General features: G+C 43.9%; 21 protein-coding genes. 10 read left to right on the top strand and 11 right to left on the bottom strand.

Features of this window, described 5'->3' with window-relative positions; all coding sequences use genetic code 11:
- Positions 1 to 32 precede the first annotated feature (32 nt).
- The 6 genes from lptB to OCU90_RS15460 are packed head-to-tail and all read right to left on the bottom strand — an operon-like array spanning position 33 to position 4,324.
- Positions 33 to 758 (bottom strand): LPS export ABC transporter ATP-binding protein, encoded by a 726-nt coding sequence (gene lptB, locus OCU90_RS15485; RefSeq protein WP_004735304.1) that lies wholly within the window; start codon positions 756 to 758, stop codon positions 33 to 35.
- Positions 759 to 760: 2 nt separating this feature from the next.
- A complete protein-coding gene (gene lptA / locus OCU90_RS15480) occupies positions 761 to 1,255 on the bottom strand; it encodes a lipopolysaccharide transport periplasmic protein LptA (protein ID WP_004735305.1) in 495 nt (164 codons plus the stop codon).
- Entirely contained in the window at positions 1,236 to 1,799 is a 564-nt protein-coding gene (gene lptC, locus OCU90_RS15475) for an LPS export ABC transporter periplasmic protein LptC (RefSeq protein ID WP_004735306.1), read from the bottom strand. The genes lptA and lptC overlap by 20 nt, the downstream gene beginning before the upstream one ends.
- On the bottom strand, positions 1,796 to 2,353 hold the full coding sequence (gene kdsC, locus OCU90_RS15470; RefSeq protein WP_004735307.1) for a 3-deoxy-manno-octulosonate-8-phosphatase KdsC: 558 nt from the start codon (positions 2,351 to 2,353) through the stop codon (positions 1,796 to 1,798). The genes lptC and kdsC overlap by 4 nt, the downstream gene beginning before the upstream one ends.
- A complete protein-coding gene (locus tag OCU90_RS15465) occupies positions 2,353 to 3,324 on the bottom strand; it encodes a KpsF/GutQ family sugar-phosphate isomerase (RefSeq protein ID WP_004735308.1) in 972 nt (323 codons plus the stop codon). Before OCU90_RS15465 ends, kdsC begins: the two co-directional genes overlap by 1 nt.
- Before the next feature lie 34 nt (positions 3,325 to 3,358).
- Complete coding sequence (locus tag OCU90_RS15460; protein WP_061023516.1) at positions 3,359 to 4,324, bottom strand: calcium/sodium antiporter; 966 nt, start codon at positions 4,322 to 4,324, stop codon at positions 3,359 to 3,361.
- Between the two features lie 265 nt (positions 4,325 to 4,589).
- Between OCU90_RS15460 and mlaF the strand changes: the two genes are divergently transcribed.
- The 8 genes from mlaF to OCU90_RS15420 all read left to right on the top strand — a co-directional run bounded on the left by mlaF (position 4,590) and on the right by OCU90_RS15420 (position 10,085).
- Positions 4,590 to 5,384 carry a phospholipid ABC transporter ATP-binding protein MlaF gene (mlaF, locus tag OCU90_RS15455; RefSeq protein ID WP_004735311.1) on the top strand — a complete coding sequence of 265 codons (795 nt, stop codon included), beginning with the start codon at positions 4,590 to 4,592 and terminating at the stop codon, positions 5,382 to 5,384.
- A 1-nt stretch (position 5,385) separates the two neighbouring features.
- Positions 5,386 to 6,165 (top strand): lipid asymmetry maintenance ABC transporter permease subunit MlaE, encoded by a 780-nt coding sequence (gene mlaE, locus OCU90_RS15450; protein ID WP_004735312.1) that lies wholly within the window; start codon positions 5,386 to 5,388, stop codon positions 6,163 to 6,165.
- Positions 6,166 to 6,167: 2 nt separating this feature from the next.
- On the top strand, positions 6,168 to 6,659 hold the full coding sequence (gene mlaD, locus OCU90_RS15445) for an outer membrane lipid asymmetry maintenance protein MlaD (protein ID WP_017078788.1): 492 nt from the start codon (positions 6,168 to 6,170) through the stop codon (positions 6,657 to 6,659).
- Positions 6,660 to 6,729: 70 nt separating this feature from the next.
- Positions 6,730 to 7,359: an MlaC/ttg2D family ABC transporter substrate-binding protein gene (locus OCU90_RS15440; RefSeq protein WP_136973692.1), complete on the top strand. Its 630-nt coding sequence runs from the start codon at positions 6,730 to 6,732 to the stop codon at positions 7,357 to 7,359.
- Positions 7,359 to 7,667 (top strand): STAS domain-containing protein, encoded by a 309-nt coding sequence (locus OCU90_RS15435; RefSeq protein ID WP_004735315.1) that lies wholly within the window; start codon positions 7,359 to 7,361, stop codon positions 7,665 to 7,667. The genes OCU90_RS15440 and OCU90_RS15435 overlap by 1 nt, the downstream gene beginning before the upstream one ends.
- 13 nt (positions 7,668 to 7,680) lie before the next feature.
- Positions 7,681 to 7,935, top strand: a complete 255-nt coding sequence (gene ibaG, locus OCU90_RS15430; protein ID WP_004735316.1) for a BolA family iron metabolism protein IbaG — start codon at positions 7,681 to 7,683, stop codon at positions 7,933 to 7,935.
- A gap of 8 nt (positions 7,936 to 7,943) precedes the next feature.
- Positions 7,944 to 9,209 (top strand): UDP-N-acetylglucosamine 1-carboxyvinyltransferase, encoded by a 1,266-nt coding sequence (gene murA / locus OCU90_RS15425; RefSeq protein WP_004735317.1) that lies wholly within the window; start codon positions 7,944 to 7,946, stop codon positions 9,207 to 9,209.
- 150 nt (positions 9,210 to 9,359) lie between these two features.
- A complete protein-coding gene (locus OCU90_RS15420; protein ID WP_029222177.1) occupies positions 9,360 to 10,085 on the top strand; it encodes a 1-acylglycerol-3-phosphate O-acyltransferase in 726 nt (241 codons plus the stop codon).
- 124 nt (positions 10,086 to 10,209) lie between these two features.
- On the opposite strand, the gene OCU90_RS15415 is transcribed toward OCU90_RS15420, so the two are convergent.
- The 5 genes from OCU90_RS15415 to arcA all read right to left on the bottom strand — a co-directional run bounded on the left by OCU90_RS15415 (position 10,210) and on the right by arcA (position 14,786).
- Entirely contained in the window at positions 10,210 to 10,599 is a 390-nt protein-coding gene (locus OCU90_RS15415) for a RidA family protein (protein ID WP_061023515.1), read from the bottom strand.
- Between the two features lie 135 nt (positions 10,600 to 10,734).
- A complete protein-coding gene (pyrI, locus tag OCU90_RS15410) occupies positions 10,735 to 11,196 on the bottom strand; it encodes an aspartate carbamoyltransferase regulatory subunit (protein WP_004735320.1) in 462 nt (153 codons plus the stop codon).
- Between the two features lie 12 nt (positions 11,197 to 11,208).
- Positions 11,209 to 12,138, bottom strand: coding sequence for an aspartate carbamoyltransferase (gene pyrB, locus OCU90_RS15405; protein ID WP_004735321.1), 930 nt, complete (start codon positions 12,136 to 12,138; stop codon positions 11,209 to 11,211).
- Positions 12,139 to 12,404: 266 nt separating this feature from the next.
- On the bottom strand, positions 12,405 to 13,409 hold the full coding sequence (locus OCU90_RS15400; RefSeq protein WP_017086700.1) for an ornithine carbamoyltransferase: 1,005 nt from the start codon (positions 13,407 to 13,409) through the stop codon (positions 12,405 to 12,407).
- Positions 13,410 to 13,565: 156 nt separating this feature from the next.
- Positions 13,566 to 14,786, bottom strand: coding sequence for an arginine deiminase (arcA, locus tag OCU90_RS15395; protein WP_004735323.1), 1,221 nt, complete (start codon positions 14,784 to 14,786; stop codon positions 13,566 to 13,568).
- A gap of 577 nt (positions 14,787 to 15,363) precedes the next feature.
- On the opposite strand from arcA, the gene rraB reads away from it, so the two are divergent.
- Together rraB and OCU90_RS15385 are read left to right on the top strand one after the other, a co-directional pair.
- The gene (gene rraB, locus OCU90_RS15390) at positions 15,364 to 15,780 is read left to right on the top strand and encodes a ribonuclease E inhibitor RraB (protein ID WP_004735324.1); all 417 of its coding nucleotides are present in this window, start codon (positions 15,364 to 15,366) and stop codon (positions 15,778 to 15,780) included.
- A gap of 124 nt (positions 15,781 to 15,904) precedes the next feature.
- Positions 15,905 to 16,702, top strand: coding sequence for a glycosyl hydrolase 2 galactose-binding domain-containing protein (locus OCU90_RS15385; RefSeq protein WP_017083744.1), 798 nt, complete (start codon positions 15,905 to 15,907; stop codon positions 16,700 to 16,702).
- Positions 16,703 to 16,788: the final 86 nt, after the last annotated feature.

Genomic DNA, 16,788 nt, shown 5'->3' with positions numbered 1-16,788 from the left:
TATTCTTAGAACTCTCGATACTCTCTATATAATCATAGACGGAATTGTTCGCCTAGATAAACTTGTTTAACTTGTTCGTTATTGAGAACATCTTCAGGAGTACCCTCAGCGATCAGGTGTCCTTGGCTTACGATGTAAGCTTTTTCACACACATCTAATGTTTCACGAACGTTGTGATCGGTAATCAAAACGCCCAAGCCGCGATCACGTAGGTGAACAATGATTTTCTTGATATCGATAACTGAGATCGGGTCAACACCGGCAAACGGTTCATCCAGCAGAATGAATTGCGGGTTTGCTGCTAGAGCTCGAGCAATCTCCACACGACGACGCTCACCACCTGACAGAGCCATACCATTACTGGTGCGGATATGTTGGATGTGAAATTCTTCTAGAAGGTCTTCCAGCTTATCTTGGCGCTGTTCGTTAGTCATCTCATCACGGGTTTGTAAAACGGCCATGATGTTGTTCTCAACAGACAACTTACGGAAAATCGATGCTTCTTGCGGTAGGTAACCGATACCAAGACGAGAACGGCTGTGCATTGGCAAGATACTGATGTCACGGTCGTCAATGCTGATAGTACCTTCATCACGCGCAACCAGGCCAACTATCATATAGAAAGAGGTCGTTTTCCCCGCACCGTTAGGGCCAAGCAGACCAACGATCTGGCCTGACTCTACCTGCAAGCTTACATCGGTAACAACTTTGCGCTTGCTGTAGGTTTTCGCTAGGTTTTTTGCTTTAAGAACAGCCATCGTTACTTATTCACTTCCGTTGGTTGTAAAACCGTTGACACTCGTTTGTTTTCACCACTGTCAGCGACTAATTTTTGAGAGCCGATCTGGTAGGTGATCTTAGAGCCACGAATGATGCTGCCATCTTGAGATAGCATTGCATTCTTAGTCATGATCAATTTGTCGGCAACAAGCTGGTAATGTAAGTCATCAGCTTCACCGTAGAGTGTCTTCCCGTCGTCAGTCAGTTGAGAGAAGGTCGCTGGCTTACCGAAGCCTTGAATTTCTTCAATCTCACCGTTTACGGCGTTGCGGGTAACAATAACCTTATCGGCATTGATATTGATGCTGCCTTGCTTAAGGTTTACATCACCAAGGAAAGTCACTTGGTTACTTTTCATATCCAATTGCTGGCTGTCTGAGTCAATGTAGACAGGTTGCTCGCTATCCGAAGAAAGGGCATAGACATTAGGCGCCGCAAGGGTCAAAGCGAATAAACTAAGGTGTAAGAGTTTCATATCTACCTTGAACAGAATTAAAGAGGGTTGCATTGTTGGTACCGAAGTTACCTTTCATTGCTTGTCCCTCAGTTTCAAAAAATGTACCGATCATATGGACCGGAGTCTCTGAATAAAAATCTCGGCTAGGCAGCTCAACAACCATTTTATCTGTGGTCATTGTATCGAAGCTGGCTTCTGGCAACAGGTTCTTTGCCACGACGTTGTCATAAAACGTGACAACTTGATTCTCATCCATAATCGCGCGATCAGCGGTGACTTGCCATTCAATCGTGTGCCCTTCTCGGAATACCGAAAGAACCGGGTTTTGAAAGTGCGTATCGCCAACCACTGAGTAGTGCTCTAAATACGTCGATTCAACCTGATAGCTACGAATACCGCTTTCGTCATAGCTAATGTTGTTTAGACTTTTGCCACTAAACGCGGGCAGCTCCAAATTTGGAGCCACTTGTATCGTTGATGTTTGCTCTTTGTCGTACAAGTAATAGGTCGACCAAGAGGCAATAAATATTAGTATTAAATAGATAATACGAGTAAAACTCATATGCTTAAACCTTTATGCACGTCGAGTTCATTTCTTGCTTGTAAAATAAGGTCGCAAACTTCACGTACCGCACCGTGACCACCGTTAATGGTTGTCACGTAATTTGCACGCTTTGCAAGTAGTGGATGACCATCTGCAACACATACTTTCAAGCCAACTTTTTCCATCACAGGCCAGTCGATCAGATCGTCTCCGATGTAGCCCGTATTTTCAGGATTTACAGAAAGCTTATCGCAAATATCTTGGTATGCCTTAACTTTATCATCCTGACCTTGGTAAATAAGCTTAATACCGAGAGCGGTCATTCGATTCTCAACAATTTGAGATTTACGGCCAGTGATGATCGCGATTTCGATACCGGCGTTCATCAGTGACTTAATGCCATAGCCATCACGAGTGTGGAAGGTTTTCAGTTCTTCACCGTTGTTGCCCATGTAGATGCGACCATCTGAGAATACGCCATCGACATCGCAAATAAGCAATTTAATCTCTTTCGCTACGGCAAACACTTCTGAATCTACCGTGCCGTATAGAGTTTCGACTGTCTGTGTCATTACATTACTCCTGCTTTCAGTAAGTCATGCATGTTTAACGCTCCGACTAGTTTGCCTTCATGGCACAGCATTAGGCCATTGATGCTCTTAGCTTGCATCAAGTTCAAACCCTCAACCGCGAGCATGTTTGGTTCTGCTACCGTCGGATTTAGCGTCATCACGTCGCCGATCTGCGTATCATGGATATCGATGCGCTTGTCTAGGATACGGCGCAAATCACCATCAGTAAAAATACCGGCCATTAGACCGTCTTCACCTACGACTGCCGTCATCCCCAAGCCTTTTTGAGATATCTCCAAAAGAGCGTCTCGTACCAATGCTTCCGGTGCTACCACTGGGAGTGCATCGCCCGTATGCATGATATCTTCAAGCTTCAATAATAGTTGTCGACCCAAAGCGCCGCCAGGGTGGGACAAAGCAAAATCTTGCGCAGTAAATCCTCTGGCTTGTAACAGTGCGACGGCTAATGCATCACCCATCACCAAGGTAGCCGTTGTACTGGTTGTTGGTGCAAGCCCTAATGGACACGCTTCTTCTGGCACTGATATTTGTAAATGAATATCAGACAAAGTCGCCATGTTTGATGCTGGCTTACCTGTCATGCTGATAATCTTGATGTTCAAACGCTTCAATACCGGGAATAAGCTTAGGATTTCACCTGATTCGCCAGAGTTGGATATTGCTATCACGACATCGCCAGCCCCGATCATTCCTAAGTCACCGTGCGCAGCTTCCCCTGGGTGTACGAAGAAAGCGGATGTGCCAGTACTTGCTAGTGTTGCTGCTATTTTTTTGCCGATGTGGCCAGATTTTCCCATGCCCATCACAACCACTTTTCCTTTGTTGTTCAGGATAAGGTCGCAAGCATTGCAAAAGTCATCATTAAAATATTGGTCCAATTGAGTAAGACCTGCAACTTCGGTTTCCAAAACTTGCTTTGCAACACTGCGATAATCGAATGACTGAGACATTAAATACTCCAAGTACGGGAAGTTAAATCAATAATTAAGCTGACATGTTCATAAGTAGGTAAGCTTGGTAGGCCACGAATGTCACTATTAACACACCGCCTTCAATACGATTCACACTACGTGATTTACCTAGCGCCATGACGACAAGCAGTAGCGATACACCTAGCATTACCCAGAAATCACGACCCATCGCAAACTCGCTCAAGACTGAAGGGTTGAGGATGCCAGGGATACCCATAACAGCAAGGATGTTGAATACGTTCGAGCCAATGATATTACCCACGGCCATATCATCCTCACCCTTCATTACGCCAGCAAGTGATGCTGCTAGCTCAGGCAGACTTGTACCAACGGCAATAATGGTTAAACCAATCACAAGGTCGCTCATGCCAAAGAACTTCGCGATAACAACCGCGTTATCAACCAACATGTTGGCAGCTAGAGGCAGAATAATCAGACCAACTACCACCCACATTGCGGCTTTAGGGTTGCTCACGCCTTCAGGAACTTCAGATTCTTGTTCTTCAAGGAAGGCATCGCCGTTCTTTTTCTCACTGCGGCTGATTTGCAGCATCGCGAATAAGAATGCGGCAAAAAGAACAAACAATAATACGCCTTCGTAGAATCCTAAATGGTTGTCCCACAGCAAAGCGCCCGCTAGTAGAGTGACACCAATCATCAATGGTAGTTCACGGCGAATCACACCAGAGCTAATTGATAGCGGTTTGATAAGCGCTGTAATACCCAAAATCAGTGCGATGTTGGCGATGTTTGAACCGAGAACGTTACCTACAGCCGTATCTGTTTTTCCATCAAGAGCAGCTGTTGCTGAAACCATCATTTCAGGAGCCGAAGACCCCATTGCTAGAATCGTCATACCGATAACTAATGGTGAGATACCAAAGTTGCGAGCAAGAGCAGCGGCGCCGTAAACCAGCTTATCTGCACTCCACACCAAAAAACCTAGACCGATAATAAGAAGCGCAATCGCTTCAAGCATGATGATTCCTAAAAAATTAATAAAAAACGGAGAATTAACCGCTAATTTTGACCTGTTGCTAGATAAAAGGGAAGTCACTCGGCAAATTAATTACCAGTTAGCAGGCAAGAAAGAGAGCTCAATAGATAATTTTCTAATGCTTTCAAATCCCTGCATAGATTCCTGTTTAATATGAATTAATTGAACAGTGCTTTTAATTCTAAAGTAGACTCATTATTATTGCAGCCATAATTGGCGTATTTTAAAGCAAGGAAACAACAAAAATATGTTGAACACTGAGCTTGTGAAAGTTAAGAACCTCAGCTTCTCACGCGGTGAGCGCGTTATCTTTGATGACATCAGTTTAGAGGTGCCTCAGGGAAAAATAACCGCAATCATGGGCCCGTCAGGGATCGGTAAAACGACCTTGCTGCGTTTGATTGGCGGACAATTACCGCCAGATGAGGGCGAAATTTGGTTTGATGGCGACAATATCCCTGCATTATCACGTCGTAAGCTATATCAAGCCCGCAAGAAAATGAGCATGCTTTTCCAATCGGGTGCACTTTTTACTGATCTTAATGTCTTTGATAATGTGGCGTTTCCGCTGCGAGAGCATACTGAACTTAACGAAAAATTCATTCGTACCATCGTATTACTTAAGCTTGAAGCCGTAGGGTTACGAGGTGCTGCGCAATTGATGCCGAGTGAATTGTCTGGTGGGATGGCGAGACGTGCTGCGTTGGCCCGTGCGATCGCACTGGATCCTGAACTCATCATGTACGATGAACCATTTGTTGGCCAAGACCCGATCACTATGGGCGTCTTAGTTGAGCTGATCCGTAATCTCAATCAAGCCCTAGGCTTAACCTCTATTGTCGTTTCCCACGATGTGCCTGAGGTGATGAGTATTGCCGATTGGGTTTATCTGATGGCTGATGGAAAAATCATTGCTGCTGGTGCGCCTGATGAGTTGTACAACAACAGCGATCCGAGAGTGCAGCAATTTTTGCAAGGTGACGCGGATGGCCCTGTGCCGTTTAGATTTCCTGCGAAGAGCTTAAAAGAGGATTTGTTTTAATATGATTGTTAAAGCTATTGCGGGTGTCGGTAAGCGAACACTTGCGATCTGTGAGTCATTTGGTCGAGCAAGCCTGATGTTATTTGGGGCTTTGTTTGGCATCCCGAGACTAAAGAATTTCCCTTTATTCGTTAAACAACTTTATAGCGTTGGTGTTCAGTCATTAGCTATCATTTTAGTTTCGGGTTTGTTTATTGGCATGGTGCTCAGCCTGCAAGGCTATGTCGTGTTAATCGACTACGGTGCTGAAGGTAACCTTGGTCAAATGGTCGCGCTTTCATTGTTACGTGAGTTGGGCCCAGTGGTGACTGCATTATTGTTTGCAGGCCGCGCAGGTTCAGCATTAACGGCTGAGATCGGCTTAATGAAAGCAACCGAACAGATCTCTAGCCTTGAAATGATGGCCGTCGATCCTCTCAAACGCATTATAGCGCCACGCCTTTGGGCCGGGCTTATCTCAATGCCACTGCTCGCGATGATCTTTATGGCGGTCGGGATTTGGGGGGCTCAGTTGGTTGGTGTCGATTGGAAGGGCATTGACCACGGCAGTTTCTGGTCTGCGATGCAGTCTTCCGTTGAGCTAGGTCGAGATATTGGTAACAGCACGATCAAATGTATGGTCTTTGCTATCACAGTAACTTGGATCGCACTTTTTAATGGTTATGATGCGGTACCGACCTCAGAAGGTATTAGTCAGGCAACCACACGCACTGTAGTGCACTCTTCTCTAGCGGTATTAGGGCTAGATTTTGTTCTTACCGCATTGATGTTTGGGAATTAATCATGCAACAAACTCGAAAATTAGAATTATGGGTCGGCACCTTTGTTATTGTCGGAATTTGCGCAATCTTAATCATGATCTTTCAAGTCGCTGACGTAAAAGGCTTAGGTTCGAACCATACTTACAATCTAAAAGCGACCTTTGACAACATTGGTAGCCTAAAAGTTCGCTCTCCAGTGAAGGTGGGTGGTGTCGTTGTCGGTCGAGTTAAAAGTATTGAGCTTGATACCGAGAGTTACCTTCCTGTCGTTGAATTATCTATTGATGCGAAGTACTCACAATTTCCAGATACCTCTAGTGCTCAAATCTTAACGTCTGGCTTAATCGGTGAGCAGTACATCAGCCTGGTTCCTGGCTTCATTTTTGATGATGAAGAGATGTTGGTTGATGGTGATTCTATTGAAGACACCAAGTCAGCATTGGTACTAGAAGATTTGATTGGCCAAGTGCTGTATAGCGTTGGTGGCTCTGATGACAGCGAAGCTAAGGAGTAAGATGATGTTGAAAACTATTAGTCATTTAAAAGATATTAGTCATTTAAAAGCTATCGGTTACTTGAAATCAATGTTTATGGTCGCAATGGCTTCACTTGTTTCTGCTCAAGTTTTTGCTTCAGAATCGATTGATCGCACTCAGCCTTATCAGATGATGACGCAAGTTGCTGAAGTGGCATTTGATCGTTTGAAGAGTGAGCAAGAGAATATCCAGCAAGATCCTGAGTTATTGAAGGTCATTGTGGAAGAAGAGTTGATGCCCTATGTTAATGCTCAATATGCGGCTCTTAAACTGCTAGGTCCAAACTTGAAAGGCGCGGATAGAAAAGACGTAGGCGTGTTTATCGATGCGTTCCGTAAATACCTTGTATCTTCTTATGCTCAAGTACTGACTCAGTACACAGATCAGACGATTGAATTTGGTCCAGAACCAAAAATCAAAGCAGATAGTCGTATTACCAGTATTAAGGTTAGTATCATAGATACGCCGCGACCAAACATTAAGCTTGAATTTAAGTTACGCAAAGACAAGAAGTCGGGCGAGTGGAAGGCGTTTGATATGGTTGCTGAAGGTATTAGCCTATTATCGAGCAAGCAATCAGAGTGGAATACTAAAATTCGTCAAGAAGGCATCTTACAAGTTGCCGATGAATTAGAGAAATTGGCAGCACAACCGATTCGTTTTGAGAGTAATAAATAATGAGCCACTCTCAATGGCAAGCACTAAGCTCTAAAGAGTATCAGCTGCTCGGTGACATAGACCGAGACAGTGTCCCTGCAATCTGGCGTATATTGGAAAAGTGGCAAACGACGGAATCGAGCGTTGAAATTGACCTTAGCCATATAAATCGAGTCGATTCAGCAGGAATGGTGATGCTAATTCACTTATTAGAGCATGCAAAAAATCAAAACTGTCATATAATGCTCAGTTTCGTGCCAGAACAATTACGAACGTTGTTCCAATTGAGCAATATCCAGCCAATGATGGCAGAACACATAAAAAATTAGGCAGGAGCTATTTGTGGACAGCACAAAAGTACAAGAATTATTAGCAGCGGCACTGAACCTTCAGGAGATTTTCGTGAAGGGTGAAGGCAGTCATTACGAAGTTGTTGCGGTTGATGCATGTTTTGACGGCATGAATCGAGTTAAGAAGCAGCAACTAATCTACGGCCCACTAATGGAATACATTCAACGCAATGACATCCATGCTCTTTCTATTAAGGCTTTCACGCCAGAAGAGTGGGAACGTGATAAGAAACTGATGTCACTTTAAGGTTTATGATGGAAAAGTTTCGAGTTATTGGATCGGATAAGCCGTTAAGCGGTGAAGTGACGATCTCAGGCGCAAAAAATGCAGCGCTACCTATTTTATTCGCCTCAATCCTTGCTGAAGAGCCGGTTGAAGTGAGTAATGTTCCTCACCTACGTGACATCGATACTACGATGGAACTACTTAAGCGTTTAGGCGCAAAAGTATCACGTAACGGTAGTGTTCATGTTGATGGCAGCGAGATTAATGAATTTTGTGCGCCTTATGATTTAGTAAAAACAATGCGTGCTTCTATTTGGGCTTTAGGTCCTCTAGTCGCTCGTTTTGGTGAAGGCCAAGTGTCACTTCCTGGTGGTTGTGCAATTGGCGCTCGACCTGTTGATTTACATATCCATGGCCTAGAGCAACTAGGTGCGACCATTAAGTTGGAAGATGGTTATGTAAAAGCAAGTGTTGACGGCCGTTTGAAAGGCGCGCACATCGTGATGGATAAAGTAAGTGTGGGTGCCACCATTACTATCATGTGTGCAGCAACGCTAGCGGAAGGTACAACTGTATTAGATAACTCAGCGCGTGAGCCTGAGATTGTTGATACGGCTGATTTCCTAAACAAACTAGGTGCTAAGATCTCTGGCGCAGGTACGGATACGATTACTATCGAAGGCGTTGAGCGTCTTGGTGGTGGTCATCACTCTGTGGTTGCTGACCGTATCGAAACGGGTACGTTCCTTGTTGCTGCTGCTGTTTCTGGCGGTAAAGTGGTTTGTCGTAATACCAACGCTCATCTTCTTGAAGCTGCATTAGCGAAGCTTGAAGAAGCGGGTGCGAAGGTTGAAACGGGCGAAGACTGGATCAGCCTTGATATGACAGATCGTGAGCTGAAAGCGGTGAAAATCGTAACAGCACCTCACCCAGGTTTCCCAACCGACATGCAAGCACAGTTTACTCTGCTCAACATGATGGCGAAGGGCAGTGGTGTTATCACTGAGACTATCTTTGAAAACCGCTTTATGCACATTCCTGAGTTACAGCGAATGGGCGCAAAAGCGGAAATCGAAGGCAACACGGCTATCTGTGGTGAAACTGAGAAGTTAAGCGGCGCTCAAGTAATGGCAACGGATCTTCGTGCATCTGCGAGTCTAGTTATTGCTGGCTGTATTGCCCAAGGCGAAACTATCGTTGACCGTATTTATCACATCGATCGTGGCTACGATAAGATTGAAGATAAACTTTCAGCTTTAGGCGCAAACATTACACGATTTAGCGAGTCGAACTAACTTAGGTTAGTGGATTCATGAATCAGTAAGATGAAAACATAAAAGTCGGAACCTTGGTTTCGGCTTTTTTATAGTTGTATTTACCGCAAGTGAATCTATTGCCTATTTTGTGTGAATAGATGAATCAACTTGGCGGTTGTGAGGAGCAAAATGATAGCAATATTACGTATTTTCGCAGTGGCGATATTTGCGATTCTTATGTTTGTATTTGGTTGTGGCTATTGTCTATTAAGCCCACGTAACCCGAAACACGTATTTACCTTTGGCCGTTATTTCGGTCGCATGTCGAAAATCTTTGGCATGAAGTTAGAGCTTCGCATCCCGGAAGATGCTTACTCTCGTGGCCAACATGTTTATGTCGCAAACCACCAAAACAGCTGGGATCTATTTACGATTTCATCAGCGGTAACACCTAAAGTCGTGACTGTTGGTAAGAAAAGCCTAGCGTGGATGCCTCTTTTTGGTCAGTTGTACTGGTTGACGGGGAATATCCTAATTGACCGAGCTAACCGCAGCAAAGCGGTAGGTACGATCGATCAAGTGGTTACTAGTCTAAAAGAGAGTGATGTTTCAGTATGGATGTTCCCTGAGGGGACTCGTTCTCGTGGTCGTGGTTTGTTGCCATTTAAAACGGGTGCTTTCCATGCTGCGATTGGCGCTGGCTTACCTATTATTCCTATCGTGTGCAGCTCAACAGGTGGCGTGAAGCTGAATCGTTGGAACAATGGTCATGTGATTGTGGAAATGCTACCACCAATCAGCACTGAAGATTACGATAAGTCTAATGTTCGTCAACTGGCTAACTTAGCCCGTGAGCAGATGGCTGCTAAGCTTGAAGAGTTAGACAAAGAAGTGATTGAGCTTAATAAGAAGTAATCATCTAAGTGAAATGATGAACAATAAAAAAGGTTGCCAATTGGGCAACCTTTTTTGTATCTGATAAACGCTCAGCGTTATGCCAACTTGTTTACTAGAAACCGTTTATTCTATAGGTAAAAAACTATTTGCGAACCGCAATAGCTTCGATCTCGATACCTACATCTTTTGGTAGACGAGCTACTTCAACACATGAACGTGCAGGGTAATTTGCAACGCCGTGCTCATCAAAGAACTTACCGTAAACTTCGTTTACTGTGCCGAAGTCGTTTAGGTCTTTAACGAATACCGTTAATTTTACGATGTCTTTTACAGTCAGGCCAGAAGCTTCAACAACTGCTTGAACGTTGTCTAGAGATTGGCGAGCTTGCTCTGCGATATCAGCAGATACTTCACCAGTTGCTGGGTTTACTGGGATTTGACCAGAAGTCAGAACCATATTGCCAAGGTCAACACCTTGTACGTATGGGCCGATTGCAGTTGGAGCAGATTCTGTGTGAAGTACTTTAGTCATTGGTTATTCCGTCAGTTATTGGATAAAAAGCAATTTTTAGTGTGCCTTCAAACTCAGGATAGGTAAAGAGCAAAATACCCCGCACAGGCGAGGTATTGAATAGTTTTTGCGTTCGATCGGCGTTGCCGTATGACGTTATCTTTCTGTCACGATCTCACGAGAGAATACTTTTTCGCAGTACTTACACTTCAATCGAATATCTTCTTTCTTTTCAAAGATCTTAAAGCTGCTTTCTACGGGCTCATTGTGAGTAATACAGTTGGTGTTTGGACACTCAAACACATCGTTGATTTGCTCAGGAAGTTCTAGTGGTAGCTTCTTAACCACTTCGTAATCTTCGATTTGGTTTACCGTTGCGTGAGGTGCGTAAAGTGCTAACTTGCTCGCCTGCTCTTCAGTGATAAACACATTCTCTATCTTGAGTAAGTCTTTGCCGCCTAGAGCAGAAGATGGCAGGTTTAGGCCAATCGTTACTCGCTGATTTGAGTTATGCATGTCGAACAGTTTGAGTACCTTGATCCCGATGTTGGCTGGGATATGGTCGATAACCGTTCCGTTCTTGATTGCTTCAACTTTTAATTGAGTCTCTTTAGACATGATATCTCTCCTCTACAGCGTTTCGTTAAGAACAAGGGCTAGCAGTGCTTCACGTGCGTAAACACCGTTCTCTGCTTGCTGGAAGTAGTAAGCGTAAGGTGTTTTATCGACATCGACAGTAATTTCATCAACACGAGGAAGAGGGTGAAGAACCTTTAGGTTATCACGTGCATTTTCCAGCATCGGAGCAGTCAGGATGTACGCTGATTTGATGTGCGCGTATTCCGATTCATCGAAGCGCTCTTTTTGAACTCGAGTCATGTACAAGACATCAAGTTCTGGAATGACATCTTCCATGTCTGTCAGCAGTTGATACTTGATACCCGCTTCATCAAGTTCTTCGCAAATGTAGTCTGGCATCGCCAGTGCTTCAGGTGCCACGAAGTAGAAACAGATGTTATCGAACTTCGCTAGCGCTTGAGTCAACGAGTGAACCGTACGGCCGTACTTAAGGTCACCAACGAATGCAACGTTGAGATTGTCTAGGCGGCCTTGTGTCTCAGCGATAGAGAATAGGTCTAATAGCGTTTGTGTTGGGTGTTGGTTTGCGCCGTCACCTGCGTTAATAACCGGTACACCGTTAGAAAACTCAGAAGCCAGACGCGCAGCACCTTCTTGAGGATGACGCATTACGTAAGCATCAACGTATGAAGAGATAACCTGTACCGAGTCCGCTAGCGTTTCGCCTTTCTTCGCCAGTGAGGTGTTACCACCACTGTCGAAACCAATCACATCACCACCGATGCGTTGAATAGCCGTTTCAAAAGAGAGACGAGTTCGCGTTGAAGGTTCGAAGAAGCAGCTGGCAACAACTTTGTTCTTGATGAGTTCTGGGTTTGGTTCAGCCTTTAGCTGACCTGCCGTTTGAACAATTAATTCTAGCTCTTCACGAGAAAGCTCTGGAATTGAGATGATGTGCTTTTGATAGAGCGAATTCGCCATGATCTTCTTCCCCACAATAATGTATTGGCCATAAAAAAGCCCCCCATAATGGGAGGCTTTAAAAAAGTGCTGAAAAGCAGAATAGACGGCCTGGCAAGCATGCTAGCTTGCGAGCAATATTTGGTGTTTTCACAATTTTATTATGTTTTATCACAACATTGCTTGGCGTCATTTTCACTACTCTCAGACAAATTGCCGAGAATTATACGCTTTCAATTTGTGAGCGCAAGCGATTACATCAAGCTTTTGTTTACTTTCAGTATTCGCTATTGGCCCAGAGTCGCAACCATTACTGCTTTAATGGTATGCATGCGATTCTCTGCTTCATCAAATACAATTGAGTAATCCGATTCAAAGACTTCGTCAGTGACTTCTAAGCCGTTCATTCCATATTTGTCTGCAACTTGCTGGCCGATCACGGTTTCATTGTTGTGGAAAGCGGGCAGGCAATGCATGAATTTCACTTGAGGGTTACCTGTGAGCTTAATGACATCCATATTCACTTGGTAAGGTGTCATGACAGCAACACGTTCGTCCCAAGCTTCTGGCGCTTCCCCCATAGAAACCCAAACATCGGTGTAAAGGAAATCACAGCCTTTCACACCTTCGGCAACGTCTTCTGTCAGCGTGATTTTTGCACCTGTACTTTGCGCGATAGCTTGGCACTCTTCGACAAGGTGCTCTTCTGGCCAAAATGCTTTTGGTGCGACAAGGCGAATATCCATGCCCATTTTCGCGGCACCCACTAACAGAGAGTTACCCATGTTGTTACGTGCATCACCAAGGTAAGCAAAGCTGATTTGGTGTAGATGTTTACCGCGACCATGCTCAAGCATAGTGAGGAAATCAGCCAAGATCTGAGTAGGGTGGAACTCATCGGTTAAGCCATTCCAAACCGGTACACCAGCATAAGCGCCTAGGTCTTCGGCAATGCTTTGGCCAAACCCTCGGTATTCAATGCCATCGTACATGCGACCTAATACACGCGCCGTATCTTTCATTGATTCTTTCTGACCAATCTGAGAACCAGAAGGGCCTAAATAAGAGACTTGAGCGCCTTGATCAAAAGCAGCTACCTCAAAGGCACATCGAGTTCGAGTGGATGCTTTTTCAAAGATCAAAGCGATGTTTTTACCGTTAAGCTTTTTCTGCTCTGTACCTGCATACTTAGCTTTTTTAAGGTCGGCAGACAGGTCGAGTAAAAACTGAATCTCTTTAGGAGTAAAGTCGAGAAGTTTTAGAAAGTTACGATTGCGAAGATTAAAGGCCATCTCTCGCTCCTTGCGTATGTAGAATCAATGAAGAACTCAGTTAAACATAAAAATGCTGTATTTGTGAATATTTATTTTATTAATTTAATAAAAAAGGCCAGTACAATGGTACTGGCCTAGATAAGTTAGTGTGTTCGTTTTATTGAGTTTTGTGGCTTAGATACCGTCTCTTTCGATAGGACAACTCATACAGCGAGCGCCACCTCGGCCACGACCTAGCTCATTGCCCGGAATCGTCAGAACTTCGATACCTGCTTTGTCGTATTTCTCATTGGTGTAAACATTACGCTCATAACCGATAACCGTACCCGGTTTCACCGTCAGTACGTTGTTAGCGTCATTCCACTGCTCACGTTCAGCTTCGTAGTTATCACCACCGGTTGTGATAATCTTCAGTTGATCGAGGTCCAGTGCGCCTTCAATCGCTGTTAGGTAGTTTTCAGCTTTCTCTACTCGCATTTCGCCATTTTCTTTCGGCGTTAAGCGCCAAGTATCTAGGTCTTTACGAACGATCTCTGGATAGACTGAGAATGTGTCGATATCCATGTGTGTCATTACCGTATCAAGGTGCATACAAGAGCGGTGCTTAGGTAAATCAATCGCAATCACTTCTTTAGCTTGACCGGATTTGAATAAACTAGCGGCTAGGTTTTCAACACCTTGTGGCTTAGTACGCTCTGAAATACCGATAAGCACGGCACCTTTACCGATAACCAGAACATCTCCACCTTCAATATTCGCATTGTCATAGTGAAGATCTTCATCACCGAAGTGCTTAATGAAATCTTGGCCTGCGAATACAGGGTGCCAGCGGTAAATTGCTCGCAAGTGATTCGTTTCTCGTTGACGAGCAGGCATCATCATAGGGTTAAGAGAGACACCTCCATAAACCCAACAAGAAGTATCGCGGGTAAATAGATGGTTTGGTAGCGGCTCAATAACGAAATCAAGCGGGCGGTGCATCTTCGGTAGCATTGAAGAAGATTTAATAGGAAGTTCAGAGTAGGCTAAACCACCAAGTAGGATCGTGGCTAAGTGCTCATTGTCCATTTGAGCAAGGTATTCTCTTAAATCACGAGCGAATGTAGGGCCGTAACGGAAATCAGAGATTTGAGTAGTCAGTAGCCACTCACGAGCTTGAGCTACAGCGAGAGTCTCAACCAGTAGGTCATGCAGTAATAACACTTCAACGTCTTGGTTACGAAGTGTTGTTGCAAATGCATCGTGTTCTTCACCTGCTGCTTCTACTGCAAGTACATCATCAAAGAGTAACTCATGACAGTTAGAAGGGGTGAGGTGGGTGAGTGCCCTTTCAGGTCGATTTAGGAGAACTCGTCTTAATTGACCGACTTCGGAGCCAACGTACAGCTTACTCATTTTGCATCCTTACTATTAATCCAGCGTCTATTTATGACAAGCTTGTTCGTAATATGCAAGTTTTGAAAATTGTGTAAAGGTTGTGTTATTTCTCAACTATTGGTTTTTAATGCTAATTAATTAAAAATTAGTAATATTAAAATCCAATTGAAAGACTCAATGCTAGAACAAACTTTTTGCGGTTCTATGCTCAAATTTCAGTAATTCGATAATCCATTTTGCTTGGTGAACTTGATTTTTCATTCAAAATTTATGCAATTATCTACTTTTAAATGAGATCTTATGCACCAATGAAGTGATCGTCAGTATGCATTTGATATGACTAACCACTCAGTTTTAGAGAAGTAAGGCGAAAAGTAACAATAAAAATGAAATGCTAAAACACACGATAGTTAATAATATGTTGAAAATTTGTTTCTGTGATTTTGATTTCACTTTTTAATTGATATCCCCTTTGTTATCTAGCGATAAACTTACTCTTCTATACCTGATCTAGGTGGCTTTTCTAGACGATCCATGCCATATTTCGTGGCAATCAAATTTGATCTTTTCATAGTCAACACTCTGGAGCAGACACATGTCTCACGAAGATGAATATCTATCAGTAGCGGAATTAATTGAATTTCAAAAAGGAGAGACTCGCGACATCATTGAAGCACTAATCGAAGATGGTAGCGATCCTGAAGCTCTATACGATATCGAGCATCACCTTTTTGCTGAAGATTTCGCAGTACTTGAGAAAGCCGTTGTTGAAGCATTCAAAATGGGCTTTGAAGTGCTTGAAGCTGAAGAGACAGAAGACGAAGATGGCAACAAGCTACTTTGTTGTGATGCAACGATGCAGTGTACTCTGAATGCAGAAGCGATTGATGAGCAAGTTGAGAAGCTTGTAAATCTTGCAGAGAAGTTTGACATTATCTACGACGGTTGGGGCACTTACTACGAAGGTGAAGATGCTATCTACCCAGACGAAGATGATGAAGACGAAGAGTAATTTCTTCCCAGTTTTAAAAAATGCCAGCCTTGAGCTGGCATTTTTTATCCTCAGAAAAATAAATGTCTTTATATGCATTCATTCATTATAATGCGGTCAAAATTGATCTAGCTCAAGGAATGCTATGCGATTACCTCTCGATGGTCTTTGGCAAATATCGCCACTAACGGATCTCTCTATTCCACAAGATGACATTACCTTTCCGGCTCCGTTAAGTTCAAAGCTTCCTGATAGCTTGAGTGAAAGTGAAATCGCAGAGCAAGAGTGGCACCTGATGCATGACATCGAAGTGGATGATGCGATGTTGGCGTGCCCGTTTGTTGAGTTAGTAATGGCAGGTGTTGATTACTTTGCGGAAGTGCGACTCAATGGCGTTGCCGTGTTTGATTGTGATGGTAGCCAAGTCGAATATCGTAAAGATATTCGACCTTACATGCAGTCTGGTCGCAACCGTTTTGAGATTCTTTTCCTTGAAGAAGAGGAGAGCCTGTTGCTTGAAGAGGATATGGATGAGTCAGTCTCTTCACCGGCTGTCTCTAAATCGGATTCTCGTATCGGAATCTGGCAAGCGCCATATCTGCAGTTCGTTCGTCACGTCAAGCTTGAGCAAGTTGTGACAGAGCAGATCTGGCATTACGGTGGTGGTTGTGAGTTCAAAGTGGATGTTATCTATCAAACGCTAAAGCCGGGGCTAATATCGGCATCAATCAAGTTTAATGGTATGACATTGGTGATGCCGATAGATGTGCGAGCAGAACATACGGGTGTTGTTTTCCAGGTTGAGGCGCCGATCATTTTTGATATTGAGAATCCTAACCCTAAACATTTATACTCGTTAGAAGTGGTACTTGATGGGCAGGAAGAGAGCTCTTTTGTCGCCTTGAATCCAGCTTCTTGCGTCAGTAATTTTTTGCGTAGTTAGCGGTTATTTAATTGGCCCGTTACGTAAGGAATCAATTCGCTCACTTGCTTATCATCTGATGAACTGCCGACGCTAACCCTATTTCA

Source organism: Vibrio splendidus (assembly GCF_024347615.1).
Lineage (GTDB): Bacteria > Pseudomonadota > Gammaproteobacteria > Enterobacterales > Vibrionaceae > Vibrio > Vibrio splendidus.
This window is presented reverse-complemented; position numbering and strand designations above follow the sequence as displayed.

Bases quoted from the DNA above. Each gene is read 5' to 3' on its own strand.
- lptB (WP_004735304.1), bottom strand. From the start codon at position 758: ATGGCTGTTCTTAAAGCAAAAAACCTAGCGAAAACCTACAGCAAGCGC.
- OCU90_RS15415 (WP_061023515.1), bottom strand. From the start codon at position 10,599: ATGACTAAAGTACTTCACACAGAATCTGCTCCAACTGCAATCGGCCCA.
- OCU90_RS15435 (WP_004735315.1), top strand. From the start codon at position 7,359: ATGAGCCACTCTCAATGGCAAGCACTAAGCTCTAAAGAGTATCAGCTG.
- OCU90_RS15460 (WP_061023516.1), bottom strand. From the start codon at position 4,324: ATGCTTGAAGCGATTGCGCTTCTTATTATCGGTCTAGGTTTTTTGGTG.
- rraB (WP_004735324.1), top strand. From the start codon at position 15,364: ATGTCTCACGAAGATGAATATCTATCAGTAGCGGAATTAATTGAATTT.
- pyrB (WP_004735321.1), bottom strand. From the start codon at position 12,138: ATGGCGAATTCGCTCTATCAAAAGCACATCATCTCAATTCCAGAGCTT.
- OCU90_RS15400 (WP_017086700.1), bottom strand. From the start codon at position 13,409: ATGGCCTTTAATCTTCGCAATCGTAACTTTCTAAAACTTCTCGACTTT.
- lptA (WP_004735305.1), bottom strand. From the start codon at position 1,255: ATGAAACTCTTACACCTTAGTTTATTCGCTTTGACCCTTGCGGCGCCT.
- lptC (WP_004735306.1), bottom strand. From the start codon at position 1,799: ATGAGTTTTACTCGTATTATCTATTTAATACTAATATTTATTGCCTCT.
- mlaF (WP_004735311.1), top strand. From the start codon at position 4,590: ATGTTGAACACTGAGCTTGTGAAAGTTAAGAACCTCAGCTTCTCACGC.
- OCU90_RS15440 (WP_136973692.1), top strand. From the start codon at position 6,730: ATGTTTATGGTCGCAATGGCTTCACTTGTTTCTGCTCAAGTTTTTGCT.
- mlaE (WP_004735312.1), top strand. From the start codon at position 5,386: ATGATTGTTAAAGCTATTGCGGGTGTCGGTAAGCGAACACTTGCGATC.
- pyrI (WP_004735320.1), bottom strand. From the start codon at position 11,196: ATGTCTAAAGAGACTCAATTAAAAGTTGAAGCAATCAAGAACGGAACG.
- kdsC (WP_004735307.1), bottom strand. From the start codon at position 2,353: ATGACACAGACAGTCGAAACTCTATACGGCACGGTAGATTCAGAAGTG.
- OCU90_RS15385 (WP_017083744.1), top strand. From the start codon at position 15,905: ATGCGATTACCTCTCGATGGTCTTTGGCAAATATCGCCACTAACGGAT.
- OCU90_RS15420 (WP_029222177.1), top strand. From the start codon at position 9,360: ATGATAGCAATATTACGTATTTTCGCAGTGGCGATATTTGCGATTCTT.
- arcA (WP_004735323.1), bottom strand. From the start codon at position 14,786: ATGAGTAAGCTGTACGTTGGCTCCGAAGTCGGTCAATTAAGACGAGTT.
- murA (WP_004735317.1), top strand. From the start codon at position 7,944: ATGGAAAAGTTTCGAGTTATTGGATCGGATAAGCCGTTAAGCGGTGAA.
- mlaD (WP_017078788.1), top strand. From the start codon at position 6,168: ATGCAACAAACTCGAAAATTAGAATTATGGGTCGGCACCTTTGTTATT.
- OCU90_RS15465 (WP_004735308.1), bottom strand. From the start codon at position 3,324: ATGTCTCAGTCATTCGATTATCGCAGTGTTGCAAAGCAAGTTTTGGAA.